9 protein-coding genes and 1 pseudogene are annotated in these 12,180 nt (G+C 70.7%); 6 read left to right on the forward strand and 4 right to left on the reverse strand.

What is annotated here, in order from left to right; all coding sequences use genetic code 11:
* The first annotated feature begins 10 nt into the window (after positions 1 to 10).
* The gene (locus tag ACFFNX_RS35375) at positions 11 to 277 is read left to right on the forward strand and encodes a chorismate mutase (RefSeq protein WP_378210305.1); all 267 of its coding nucleotides are present in this window, start codon (positions 11 to 13) and stop codon (positions 275 to 277) included.
* Here ACFFNX_RS35375 and ACFFNX_RS35380 read toward each other — a convergent pair.
* Positions 225 to 1,676: an amino acid permease gene (locus tag ACFFNX_RS35380; RefSeq protein WP_378210291.1), complete on the reverse strand. Its 1,452-nt coding sequence runs from the start codon at positions 1,674 to 1,676 to the stop codon at positions 225 to 227. The genes ACFFNX_RS35375 and ACFFNX_RS35380 overlap by 53 nt on opposite strands.
* A gap of 283 nt (positions 1,677 to 1,959) precedes the next feature.
* Here ACFFNX_RS35380 and dnaE point away from each other — a divergent pair, with 283 nt between their 5' ends.
* Complete coding sequence (gene dnaE, locus ACFFNX_RS35385; protein WP_378210292.1) at positions 1,960 to 5,484, forward strand: DNA polymerase III subunit alpha; 3,525 nt, start codon at positions 1,960 to 1,962, stop codon at positions 5,482 to 5,484.
* A gap of 27 nt (positions 5,485 to 5,511) precedes the next feature.
* Here dnaE and ACFFNX_RS35390 read toward each other — a convergent pair whose 3' ends face one another.
* Both ACFFNX_RS35390 and ACFFNX_RS35395 read right to left on the reverse strand, forming a co-directional pair.
* Positions 5,512 to 6,636 (reverse strand): AAA family ATPase, encoded by a 1,125-nt coding sequence (locus ACFFNX_RS35390; RefSeq protein WP_378210294.1) that lies wholly within the window; start codon positions 6,634 to 6,636, stop codon positions 5,512 to 5,514.
* On the reverse strand, positions 6,620 to 7,408 hold the full coding sequence (locus tag ACFFNX_RS35395) for an RNA ligase family protein (RefSeq protein ID WP_378210296.1): 789 nt from the start codon (positions 7,406 to 7,408) through the stop codon (positions 6,620 to 6,622). Before ACFFNX_RS35395 ends, ACFFNX_RS35390 begins: the two co-directional genes overlap by 17 nt.
* 191 nt (positions 7,409 to 7,599) lie before the next feature.
* Here ACFFNX_RS35395 and ACFFNX_RS35400 point away from each other — a divergent pair.
* Positions 7,600 to 8,024: pseudogene (locus ACFFNX_RS35400) on the forward strand (transposase family protein); the annotation flags it as partial.
* A gap of 115 nt (positions 8,025 to 8,139) precedes the next feature.
* Here ACFFNX_RS35400 and ACFFNX_RS35405 read toward each other — a convergent pair.
* Entirely contained in the window at positions 8,140 to 9,114 is a 975-nt protein-coding gene (locus tag ACFFNX_RS35405) for a GlxA family transcriptional regulator (RefSeq protein ID WP_378210297.1), read from the reverse strand.
* Between the two features lie 71 nt (positions 9,115 to 9,185).
* On the opposite strand from ACFFNX_RS35405, the gene ACFFNX_RS35410 reads away from it, so the two are divergent.
* The 3 genes from ACFFNX_RS35410 to ACFFNX_RS35420 all read left to right on the forward strand — a co-directional run bounded on the left by ACFFNX_RS35410 (position 9,186) and on the right by ACFFNX_RS35420 (position 11,969).
* Positions 9,186 to 10,469: an MFS transporter gene (locus ACFFNX_RS35410; RefSeq protein WP_378210300.1), complete on the forward strand. Its 1,284-nt coding sequence runs from the start codon at positions 9,186 to 9,188 to the stop codon at positions 10,467 to 10,469.
* A gap of 55 nt (positions 10,470 to 10,524) precedes the next feature.
* Positions 10,525 to 11,154 carry a GOLPH3/VPS74 family protein gene (locus ACFFNX_RS35415; RefSeq protein WP_378210302.1) on the forward strand — a complete coding sequence of 210 codons (630 nt, stop codon included), beginning with the start codon at positions 10,525 to 10,527 and terminating at the stop codon, positions 11,152 to 11,154.
* Between the two features lie 116 nt (positions 11,155 to 11,270).
* A complete protein-coding gene (locus ACFFNX_RS35420) occupies positions 11,271 to 11,969 on the forward strand; it encodes a rhomboid family intramembrane serine protease (protein WP_378210304.1) in 699 nt (232 codons plus the stop codon).
* The last annotated feature ends 211 nt before the right edge of the window (positions 11,970 to 12,180 follow it).

The following is a 12,180-nucleotide window of genomic DNA, read 5'->3' on the forward strand; positions in this document are numbered from 1 at the left end:
CGGGGCGACCGTGGCCGCCGCGCGCGCCGAGAACGACCGGGTGGACGCCGCGCTCGCCACGCTCCTCGAACGCCGCGCCGAACTGGCCGGGCTGGTCCAGCGGCTCAAGCCGGTGGGCGGCTTCGCCGGCCGCGACATGGACCGGGAACGTCAGATCGTCGAGGCGATGGCGGCACGCGCGCCGGGGCTCGGCGCCGACCGGATCGCCCGCATCATGACCGCGGTCATCGAGGCGGGCCTGCAGGCGTCCGAGGAGCGGAACCTGTCTCCGGCGTGACCCGGCGGCGTACGATGCGCCAGCCCGCGAACAGCACCACGATCACCGCCGGCATGCACCAGAACGCGATCTGGTTGGCCTCGTCCGCGAACGGCATCAGCGCGACCACGACGACGAGGAAGGCGAGGGTCAGCCAGTTCGTGACCGGGGCGCCCGGCATGCGGAAGGAGGGCCGGGCGACCTCGCCGCGGTTCGCGGCGGCGCGGAGCCGGAGCTGGCACCACACCAGCGTCCCCCAGACGGCGACGACGCCGAGGGCGGACGCCGACGTGGCGATGTCGAAGGCCATCTTCGGCACCGCGTAGTTGAGCCCGACGCCGAGCGTCAGCACGATCGCGGTGAACAGGATCCCGCCGTACGGGACGTGCCGGTGGTTCATCCGGCCGGCGAACTCCGGGGCCTCGCCGCGCCTCGACAGGGCGCGCAGGATGCGGCCGGTGGCGTACAGGCCGGAGTTGCACGAGGACAGGGCCGCGGTGAGCACGACGGCGTTCATGATGTCGCCGGCGCCGGGTACGCCGAGACGGGAGAAGACGGTCACGAACGGGCTCTCCCCGGAGCTGTAGGCGGTCCAGGGCAGCACCATGGCCAGCAGGATCACCGAGCCGACGTAGAAGATGCCGATCCGCCAGATCACCCCGTTGATCGCCCGGGGCATGACCCGGCGCGGGTGCTGCGTCTCACCGGCCGCGATGCCGACCATCTCGATGCCGGAGTAGGCGTAGACGACGGCCTGCAGGCTCATCAGGACGACGGGCAGCCCGCGCGGCAGGAACCCGCCGTGCGTGGTGAGGTTCGCCGGGCCCGCGTGCTCGTGCCCGACGCCGGCGGCGGTCAGCACGAGACCGAGCCCGACGACCAGGAAGGTGACGATCGCCAGCACCTTGATGACGGAGAACCAGAACTCCAGCTCCCCGAAGATCCGTACGGACAGCAGGTTCACCGTGAGCAGGATCACCAGGGCGGCCAGCGCGACCAGCCACTGCGGCACGCCGGGCAGCCACCGGTGGACGTAGATCCCCACGGCGGTCGTCTCCGCGACGCCGGTCATGGCCCAGTTGAGCCAGTAGAGCCAGCCGCTGGCGAAACCCGCCCAGGGGCCGATGAACTCCCGGGCGTACGAGACGAAGCTGCCCGCGGTGGGGCGGTGCAGCACGAGCTCGCCGAGCGCTCGCATGACGAAGAAGGCGGCGACACCGCAGATGGCGTACGACAGGATCAGGCCGGGCCCGGCCGCGGCGAGCTTGCCGCCCGCGCCGAGGAACAGCCCGACGCCGATGGCCCCGCCGATCGCGATCATGCGGACCTGACGGTTGCTCAGCGACTTGGCGTAGTCCTCGTCGCCCTCATGTCCCGGGCCGCCGGCGAGCGTGCCCGGGGGATCCATCGTCCTCGACACGTCCCGCCTCCGAAATTCACCGTCCACAGGGACTGGCTTGATGCCCGAATCTGCGCCTGACCATACAAGACGTCGGAGTGTGCGCGGGCCGTCACGGAGACGATCACGCCGATGAACGTGGCGTTTCGGACATCTTGAGTGTCGGGTCCCGAACTCGTCGGTGGGACCCGTTAGTCTCATGGGACCGCCGTGTGACCGGTGGTCGAAGAGACGACAAAACCACGACGACGGCGCGTGTCCCCCGGCACGCGTTGTTGTCGCATGCCCCGAGGAGGCGCCGCGCATGAGTGACTCGTTCGTGCATCTACACGTGCACACCGAGTACTCGATGCTGGACGGGGCGGCCCGTCTGAAAGAGATGTTCGCCGAGGTCGGCGAGCAGGGCATGCCCGCGGTGGCGATGACCGACCACGGCAACACCCACGGCGCGTACGACTTCTACAAGCAGGCGACCGCCGCCGATGTCACGCCGATCATCGGCATCGAGGCCTACGTCGCGCCCGCCTCCCGCTTCGTCAAGCAGCCCGTCCGCTGGGGCGAGCCCAGCCAGAAGAGCGACGACGTCTCCGGTGGCGGTCACTACACCCACAAGACCATCTGGGCGCGCGACAAAGAGGGCCTGCACAACCTGTTCAAGCTCACCAGCCGCGCCTACACCGAGGGCTTCGTGCGTAAGTGGGCGCGCATGGACTTCGAGCTGCTCCAGGAGCACTCGGCGGGCCTGATGGCCACCACCGGCTGCCCGTCGGGCGAGGTGCAGACCCGGCTGCGGCTCGGCCAGTTCGACGAGGCGCTCCAGGCCGCGGCCAAATACCAAGAGGTCTTCGGCAAGGACAACTACTTCCTCGAGGTCATGGACCACGGTCTGGACATCGAGAAGCAGGTCCGTGACGGTCTCATCGAGATCAGCAAGAGGCTCGCCATCCCGCCCGTCGTCACCAACGACTCCCACTACACCCGCGAGGCCGAGTCGTCCGCGCACGACGCGCTCCTGTGCATCCAGACCGGCAAGCAGCTGGCCGACCCGGGCCGCTTCAAGTTCAGCGGTTCGGGCTACTACCTCAAGTCCGCCGACGAGATGCGGGCGGTCGACACCTCCGACATCTGGGTCGAGGGCTGCCGCAACACGCTGCTGGTCGCCGAGAAGGTCGACCCCTCGGGGATGTTCGAATACCACAACCTCATGCCCCGCTTCCCGGTCCCGGAGGGCGAGACCGAGGAGTCGTGGTTCCGCAAAGAGGTCTGGCAGGGCATGGACCGGCGCTTCCCCGGCGGGGTGGACGAGGAGCACCGCAAGCAGGTCGAGTACGAGATGGACGTCATCTGCCAGATGGGGTTCCCCTCCTACTTCCTCGTCGTCGCCGACTTCATCATGTGGTCCAAGAACAACGGCATCGCGGTCGGGCCGGGCCGTGGCTCCGCGGCGGGCTCCCTGGTCGCGTACGCCATGGGCATCACCGACCTCGACCCGCTGCCGCACGGGCTGATCTTCGAGCGGTTCCTCAACCCCGACCGCGTCTCCATGCCCGACATCGACGTGGACTTCGACGAACGTGGGCGCGCCGACGCGATCCGCTACGTCACCGAGAAGTGGGGCGCCGACAAGGTCTCGATGATCGCCACCTTCGGCACCATCAAGGCGAAGGCCGCGATCAAGGACGCCGGCCGCGTGCTCGGCTTCCCGTACGCGCTCGGCGACCGCATCTCCAAGGCGTTCCCGCCCGCCGTCATGGGCAAGGACATCCCGCTGTCGGGGATCTTCGACGACAAGCACCCGCGCTACGGCGAGGCCGGCGAGCTGCGGAAGCTGTACGAAGAAGAGACCGACGTCAAACAGATCATGGATCTGGCGCAGGGCCTGGAGGGCCTGATCCGCCAGACCGGCGTGCACGCCGCCGGCGTGATCATGTCGGCCGAGCCGCTGACCGACCACATCCCGATCATGCGCCGCGACAGCGACGGTGTGATCATCACGCAGTTCGACTACCCGACCTGCGAGACGCTCGGCCTGCTGAAGATGGACTTCCTGGGCCTGCGCAACCTGACGATCATGCAGGACTGCCTCAGGGCCATCAAGCTCAACAAGGGCGAGGACATCGACCTGCTCGAGCTGCCGCTCGACAACAAGAAGGCCTACGAGCTGCTGGCCCGCGGTGACACCCTGGGCATCTTCCAGCTCGACGGTGGCGGCATGCGCTCGCTGCTGCGGCTGATGCGCCCCGACAACTTCGAGGACATCTCCGCCGCCCTCGCGCTCTACCGCCCCGGCCCGATGGGCGCCAACTCCCACACCAACTACGCGCTGCGCAAGAACGGCCAGCAGCCGATCACGCCGATCCACAAGGAGCTGGAAGAGCCGCTCAAGGAGATCCTCGACACGACCTACGGCCTGATCGTCTATCAGGAGCAGGTCATGGCGATCGCGCAGAAGGTCGCGGGCTACACGCTCGGCCAGGCCGACCTGCTGCGCCGCGCGATGGGCAAGAAGAAGAAGGCGGAGCTGGACAAGCAGTACGCCACCTTCGAGTCCGGCATGAAGGACAACGGCTTCTCGGCCGAGGCGATCAAGGCGCTGTGGGACATCCTGCTGCCCTTCTCCGACTACGCCTTCAACAAGGCGCACACCGCCGGCTACGGCCTGGTCTCGTACTGGACCGCCTACCTCAAGGCCAACTACGCGGCCGAGTACATGGCGGCGCTGCTCACCTCGGTCAAGGACGACAAGGACAAGAGCGCGCTCTACCTCAACGAGTGCCGCCGCATGGGCATCAAGGTGCTCCCGCCCGACGTCAACGAGTCCGACGCCGACTTCACCCCGAAGGGCGACACCGAGATCCTGTTCGGCCTGACCGCGATCCGCAACGTCGGCGGCAACGTCGTCGACGCGATCATCGCCTCCCGCAAGGAGAAGAGCCGCTTCACCGACTTCCAGGACTTCTTGCGCAAGGTGCCGCCGCAGGTGTGCAACAAGCGCGTCGTCGAGTCGCTCGTCAAGGCCGGCGCCTTCGACGACCTCGGCCACGAGCGCAAGGGCCTGGTGCTGGTGCACGAGGCCGCCATCGACGCGATCATCGACATCAAGCGCAACGAGGCGATCGGCCAGGACTCCCTGTTCGGCGGGGCCGACGACGTGGTCGACACGACCTTCGACGTGGCCATCCCGGCGGGGGAGTGGGACAAGACGACGCTGCTGGCCTTCGAGCGCGAGATGCTCGGCCTGTACGTCTCCGACCACCCGCTCCTCGGCATCGAGCACATCCTGTCGGCCAACGTCGACTGCTCCATCGCCGCCCTCACCGCGGACGAGCGCCCCGACGGCCAGATCGTCACGGTCGGCGGTCTCGTCACCGGCCTGCAGCGCAAGGTCACCAAGAAGGGCGACTCCTGGGCGCTGACCGTCCTGGAGGACCTCGAGGGCGCGATCGAGCTGATGATCTTCCCGTCGGCGTACCAGCTGTGCTCGACGCTGCTGGCCGAAGACGCGATCCTCGTCGTCAAGGCGCGCCTGGACAAGCGCGAGGACACCGCGAAGCTGATCGCGATGGAGGTCACCCAGCCGGACCTGACCGTCAGCGACACGGGCCGTCCCCTGACGGTGTCCCTGCCGGTCGCCCGCGTCACCCCGCCGGTCGTCCAGCGGCTGAAGGAGGTCCTGGGCACCCACCCGGGCCAGACCGAGGTCCACCTCCAGCTGCAGAACGGCCCGCGGACCACGGTGGTCCGGCTCGACGACAGGCTCCGGGTCACCGCCTCGCCCGCGCTGATGGGCGACCTGAAGCAGCTCCTCGGCCCGGCCTGCCTCACCTGAGGCGCGGCCGGGGTTCCGGGCGGTCTCTCAGCCGGTGACGACCCAGCGGACGCTGTGGGCCTCGGTCGGGTCCGGGGCCTCCCAACGGCCGATCAGGCGGTCGACCACCGGTTCGGGCACCGGGTTGTCGCGCGCCCGGTTGCGCTCCCGCAGCACCCGCGGCGGGGCCTCCAGCGCGACCAGTTCGACCCGGGCCCGGTAGCCGGCCGCCAGGCCGACGCACCGGTCGCGGAGCTGCCGGGACACGTTGGTGGCGTTCCACACGAACGACCGGCCCGCCCTCAGATGCTCCCGCGCCAGCCGGTACGCCGCGTCCACCACCCGCCGCTGGTCGCCGGCCGGGTCGACCCGGAGTTCGGCGCGCAGCGCGTCGAGGCTGACCACGGGCCTCCCCGCGCCGTGCTCCTCGACCCAGTGGTCCTTGCCGGCGCCCGGCAGGCCCGACAGGACGGTCACGGTCAGCCGGGTGTCATCATGCGCCGCGTAGCCCGGGTCCCGGCCGGGCGTGCGGAAGTACCAGAAGCGCGCGTGCTCGGACGGGAACCGGCGCGGCCGGTCCAGGCAGCCCTGGTCGGCGCAGTACTCACGGAACAGGGCGATGTTCTCCAGCACCTCGGGGGCGTCCCCGCAGATCCGGCCGAGTATGTCGGCCGTCGCCAGGATCGCGAGATCGTCGTTGCGCGTCACGAGGCTCGACCGGAACGCGATGCGCTCCAGGTCGGGTCGCTCCAGCGCCCAGAACGGGACCTGGTGATGCCGGACGAGCGCGGCCACGTGTTCCCGCCACGACACCGGGGCGCCCAGCTCCCACAGCACCCGCCGGGCGATCAGGTCGCCGCGCCGGGAGTGGCCGCGGGCGGTGATCCGCCCGTCGTCGTCCTCGCTCGTGCAGTCCGGCTTGGCCACGTCGTGCAGGAGCACGGCCGCGAACAGCCGTACCCGCTCGGCGGCCGGACGCGCCCGCCATTCCGGCAGCGCGGCGAGCGCCTCGCAGGCCATCCGGGTGTGGGCGGCGACGTCACCCTCGGCGTGATGTTCCTCGTCCTGCGGAACCCCGGACATGCGCCGGACCCACGCGAACGCGGTCTCGATCCCGGCCCACGGCACGGTCCACCGCGGCGGTGCGGGGCACAGCTCATCGAACGGTCGCATAGAGCGCCTCCGGGTCGGTCAGGCGGTTCGCGACGATCGGCCGGTCCAGCCAGTGGCTGCCGGAGTCGAGCACCGCCGTGAGGAAGCCCGGGCGTACCCACTTGTAGCGGCCGACGGCCTCGCCGTCCTCCTCGACCTTGATGTAGAGGCCCTCCATGTCCTCCGACAGGTCGGTCTCGGCCAGCGCCTGACCGGGGTCGGCGCCGCCCTCCGCGGCGGCCTCGGCCAGGGCGTCCCGCCAGCCCGGCGTCCGGCACGTCGACGGGCCGACCAGCGACGTCAGCGTCTCCAGCCGGTCGATCGGCCCGGCGCGCAGGACCGGCACCGACACCACCGGGGTGCCGGCCAGCAACGCGCGGCGGCGCTCCGTCGACAGGAACACCTCCGTCCGCCGGTCCAGGACGTCGAACTCGCAGAAATAGTGGGGGAGCGCGTCGTAGAAGACGGTGTGCTTGGCGTACAGCCATTCGCCGTACATGACGTAGCGGTCGCCGAGCCGCGGCCAGAGCAGGTGCCGGATCGTCGCCGCCCACGCCTTCAGCGGACCGAACTGGCGCTCCCGCGGACCGCCGGTCAGGTAGTGGCCGCGGCTCTGCAGCCGCAGCCCTCCGTCGGCCGAGAAGCTGATCGCGGCGTTCGCCCCGTCCAGCTTCTCCTCCACGACCAGGTACCGGCCCGCGATCTCCGCGAACGGCACGGCGGCCAGATCGAAGTCGCCGGGCTGCAGCCGAGAACCCTCGATATGAGGGGTTCGCGGGTATTTGCGGAGCATGGCGTCCGTTGTAACGGACCGGCCTCCGCCCCGCCAACCGGTTATCCGCTCATCCGCGCGGCCTAGGTGTATTGCCCAGGCGGGTTGGTTGGGTTTGTGTGAGGACACGGTGTGGATCTGGGTGGCGGGTGAAGGCCTGCGGTTGTGGAGTGGAACTGCCGAGGAACCGCTCCGTCCACCAGGAGGCCTTCGTGTCCCACGCTGACGCTGCCCTGACTCCTCGCGGGCGTCTTCGCCTCGCGCGTCTGATCGTCGATGACGGCCGGCCGATCGCCCGGGCGGCCGAGCGGTATGAGGTGTCCTGGCCGAACGCCGAACGCCGAACGCCGAACGCCGACCGCTGGGCCACCCGTTACCGCCGGCACGGTGCCGCGGGGATGGTCGATCGTCCGTCTCGGCCGCGTCACAGCCCATCACGGACGCCGCACCCGGTGTGCGCAAGATCGTGCATCTGCGCTGGAAACAGCGGCTGGGGCCGATCCAGATCGCCGGCCGGCCGGGCGTGCCGGCCTCGACCATGCACGCCGTCCTCACCCGGCGCCCTCTCAACCGGCTGAGCCACATCGATCACTCCACCACCGAGCCGATCCAGCGTTATGAACACGACCGGCCCGGCCCGCCCTCCCAGGGGGCGCCGACCCCACTTCCATTGTCAAGCCACCCCACACGCCAAGGAAAGACCACACGCACCGCTGTGGAAAACCCACGACCCAACCACTTCGAGACAGGCCCTAGATCTCTGCCGCGTCGCCGCTGAACGTGCGGCGGTAGGCGGTCGGGGAGACGCCCACGGCCGCGTGCAGGTGCTGGCGCATCGACGTCGCCGTGCCGAAACCGGCGCGGGCGGCGACACGGTCGATCGGCAGGTCCGTCGTCTCCAGCAGCCGTCGCGCCTCCTCCACCCGCCGGCCCAGCAGCCACTGCGCCGGGCTGGCCCCCGTCTCCTCGCGGAACCGGCGGGTGAACGTCCGTACGCTCATGCCCGCCTGCCGGGCCAGCCGGGCCAGGCTCAGGGGTTCGTCCAGGTGGGCCAGTGCCCAGGTGCGGGTGGCGGCGGTCGACGTGCCGGTCGGGTCGGGCAGTGGCCGTTCGATGAACTGGGACTGCCCGCCGTCACGCCACGGCGGCACCACCGAACGCCGCGCGGCGCGGTTGGCCACCTCGCTGCCGTGGTCGCGGCGGACCACGTGCAGGCACAGGTCGATGCCCGCGCCGACGCCCGCCGAGGTCAGTACGTCGCCGTCGTCGACGAACAGCACGTCGGCGTCCAGGTGCACCTTCGGATAGAGCGCACGGAACCGGTCGGCGTGCCGCCAGTGCGTGGCGGCCGGGCGGCCGTCGAGGATCCCCGCCGCCGCGAGCACGAACGCGCCCGTGCAGATCGACATCAACCGAGCGTCCGGGCGCCGCCGGGCCAGCGCCCTGGCCACGACCGGCTCCAGCCGGCCCTCCGTCATCGGGGCGCCCCCGTGGACGCCGGCCACGATCACCGTGTCGGCCTCGGCCAGCGCCTCGGGCCCCTCTTCGGGCTGGACCAGGAAGCCGCCCGACGTACGGACCGGCGCGCCGTCCGGGGTGCAGACGCGCACGCGGTAGAGCCGCCGGTCATCGCCGTCTCGCGCCGCGCCGAAGATCTGCGTCGGCACGCCGAGGTCGAACGCGACGACGTCGTTCAGCACGAGGACGACGATCTCATGAGGGGACATGGCCCGATTATTTCCGATGATGGCTCTCGGGCCACTCGCCCGACGAACTCCGCTTCCAGCAGGATCTCCGTGTGACTGCGACAATCCCCGACACACCGCCCAAGACTCGCTCGCGTCCGCACCGCGCCTGGATCGTGGCGGCGGTCGCACTCGTGGCCCTGGTGGGCGCCGCCGGATTCCGCGCCACCCCCGGTGTGCTCATCGACCCGCTGAGCCAGGACTTCGGCTGGCCGCGCGGCACGATCTCCGCCGCCGTCTCCGTCAACCTGGTCCTGTACGGCCTGACCTCGCCGTTCGCCGCCGCCCTGATGGACCGGTTCGGCATGCGCAGGGTCGTCTCCGTCGCACTCCTGCTCGTGGCGGTCGGCAGCGGGCTGACCGTCTTCATGACCGCGCCGTGGGAGCTCATCGCCTGCTGGGGCGTGCTGATCGGCCTGGGCACCGGGTCGATGGCGATGGTCTTCGTGGCGACGGTGACGAGCCGCTGGTTCGTCGCCCGCCGCGGCATCGTCACCGGCGTGCTCACCGCGGCGGGCGCGGCCGGCCAGCTCGTGTTCCTGCCGGTCCTGGCCCACCTGACCCACGCGTACGGCTGGCGGTCCGCCTCCGTGACGGTGTGCGTCGCCGCCCTGGCCGTCGTGCCCCTCGTCGTCTTGTTCCTGCGCGACCACCCCGCCGACGTCGGCCTGCTCCCGTACGGCGCGACGGAGCAGATACCGAAGGTGCGGTCGACCGGTGCGGCCCGCCGCGCGCTCGGCACGCTGGACACGGCCGCGCGCAGACCGGTGTTCTGGCTGCTCGCCGGAAGCTTCGCGATCTGCGGCGCCTCCACCAACGGCCTCGTCGGCACCCACTTCATCCCCGCGGCGCACGACCACGGCATGCCGGAGACCACGGCCGCGAGCCTGCTGGCCCTCGTCGGTGTCTTCGACGTCGCCGGAACGATCTTCTCCGGGTGGCTCACCGACCGCGTCGACTCGCGGGTGCTGCTCGGCGTCTACTACGCACTGCGCGGCTGCTCGCTGCTCGTGCTGCCGAGCCTGTTCGCCCGGACGGCTCACCCGAGCATGCTGGTCTTCATCATCTTCTACGGCCTCGACTGGGTGGCGACCGTGCCGCCGACGGTCACCCTGTGCCGGGAGAACTTCGGCATGTCCGGGCCGATCGTGTTCGGCTGGGTGTTCGCCTCACACCAGGTCGGCGCGGCGATCGCGGCCGAGGCCGCCGGTGTCGTACGGGACCGGCTCGGCGACTACGCCGCGGCGTGGTACGGCGCGGGCGCGCTCTGCCTGGTCGCGGCGGTGATGTCGGTCCGGGTACGACGTGGCCATAGCGCGTCCCCCGACCCCGCCTGAAACACTTTGCCCTCTGTTTACCGAGCCGACAGCCGGGGCGTTTAGCGTTCCGAACGTGCCCGAGACGCTGGCAGACGAACTGCTGCTCCTTGCTCACGACATCCGCGGCAAGTGCCGCATCGATCCCACCGCGATGGACTGCGGCGTGGTCGGCGGGTTGCTGTCCGAACTCGCCCTGACCGGCCGCGTCACGGTGGACGAGGGCGGTGGATCCGTCCTCGTGGCGGTCGGCGGACCGCCGACCGGCGACTCCGTCCTCGACGAGTTGCTCGACGCGATCGCGGCCGAGCCCCGTACCCCTCTCGTGTGGGTGACCCGGCTGCGCGGCACGGGCCTGACCGAGCGCCTGCTCACGCGGATGGTCGACGCCGGCCAGGTCGAGATCGACCACCACCGGAACTACGGCCTGTTCGCGGAGACCTGGTACCCGGTGCGCGACATCGTCTCGCTCTGGGAGGCCCACCAGCGGGTGGTGGACGCCGCGACCGCGAGCGTGACGCCCGACCGCCGGACCCTCGCGCTGGGCGCCCTCGCCGCCGCGGCGGGCCTGGCGAAGGTCCTGCTGGCCACCTCGGGCGACTGGCGGGTCCTCGGCACGCGTATCCGCGAGAGGAGCGCGGGCGACTGGGCGGCCGGGGCCGTCCGCCGCGCCGTCCTCCCCGAACACCGGAACGCCACCGTCTGACCGGAACGCCCCGTCTGACACGTATGCCGGTCATCTCCCTCAACGCGCGCGCGACCGTCCCCGGGCGAGGCTATCTTTCGGGGAGGAGATGCTTCGGCCGGAGAGGCGCGGTGAACATGGGCAGCGGGGACGGACGGCCGGGTGACGCCGAGGCGGTGCTGGCCGAGGCGCTCAAGGCGTTCTGGGTGATGGTCGGGGTACTCGCGGTCATCTGGGTCGTCCAGGCGATCAACTGGGCGGACGGCTACGGGCTCAGCCTGCACTACGGCATCCGCACCCGGGACGTCGGCGGCCTCACGGGCGTGCTGACGGCGCCGTTCCTGCACCTGAGCTGGGCGCACATCGAGGGCAACTCCGGGCCCCTGTTCATCTTCGGCTTCCTGGCGGCCTTCCGCGGCGTGAAGAGGTTCCTGAGCCTTACGGCACTGATCGTGCTGGTCAGCGGCATGGGCGCCTGGCTGACGTCCGGGCCGGGCACCGTGACGGCCGGCGCGAGCGGCGTGGTGTTCGGCTACTTCGGGTACGTGATCGTGCGCGGGTTCTTCGACCGGCACCGGATCGACATCGCCGTCGGGCTCGTCATGGCACTGTGCTTCGCGTACCAGTTCGCCGTACTGCTGCCGCACCGCGGCATCAGCTGGCAGGGCCACCTGTTCGGCTTCATCGCGGGCATCGCCGGCGGCTGGATCCTCCGCGAACGCCGCCCGCGCGCCACCACGGACGGCGACACCCGGCCGCTCCCGCCCGGCACGGGCCAGACGACACCCGGCTCGCGGGCGGACCTGCTCAAGGAACTGGACGACCTCGGCCTGTAGCCCCGCACGCCGGGCAGCGCACGAAGCGCAGCGGAAAGTTATCCACAGCCGCGACATCGCCCTGTCGCCAATGGACCCACACGCTGGACAATGAGAGTGGGATGGACCCCCGGGTGGGTGGGCCTTGCGGTGGGTGGGCCTTGCGGTGGGAGGGCCTTGCGGTGGGAGGGCCCTGCGGTGGGAGGGCCCTGCGGTGGGAGGGCCCTGCGGT

Source organism: Actinoallomurus acaciae (assembly GCF_042429965.1).
In the GTDB taxonomy this organism is placed as follows: Bacteria; Actinomycetota; Actinomycetes; order Streptosporangiales; family Streptosporangiaceae; genus Actinoallomurus; species Actinoallomurus acaciae.

What these genes read in the sequence shown, in the direction of transcription:
- dnaE (WP_378210292.1), top strand. Translation starts at nt 1,960, where the DNA reads ATGAGTGACTCGTTCGTGCATCTACACGTGCACACCGAGTACTCGATG.
- ACFFNX_RS35390 (WP_378210294.1), bottom strand. Translation starts at nt 6,636, where the DNA reads ATGCGACCGTTCGATGAGCTGTGCCCCGCACCGCCGCGGTGGACCGTG.
- ACFFNX_RS35395 (WP_378210296.1), bottom strand. Translation starts at nt 7,408, where the DNA reads ATGCTCCGCAAATACCCGCGAACCCCTCATATCGAGGGTTCTCGGCTG.
- ACFFNX_RS35405 (WP_378210297.1), bottom strand. Translation starts at nt 9,114, where the DNA reads ATGTCCCCTCATGAGATCGTCGTCCTCGTGCTGAACGACGTCGTCGCG.
- ACFFNX_RS35420 (WP_378210304.1), top strand. Translation starts at nt 11,271, where the DNA reads ATGGGCAGCGGGGACGGACGGCCGGGTGACGCCGAGGCGGTGCTGGCC.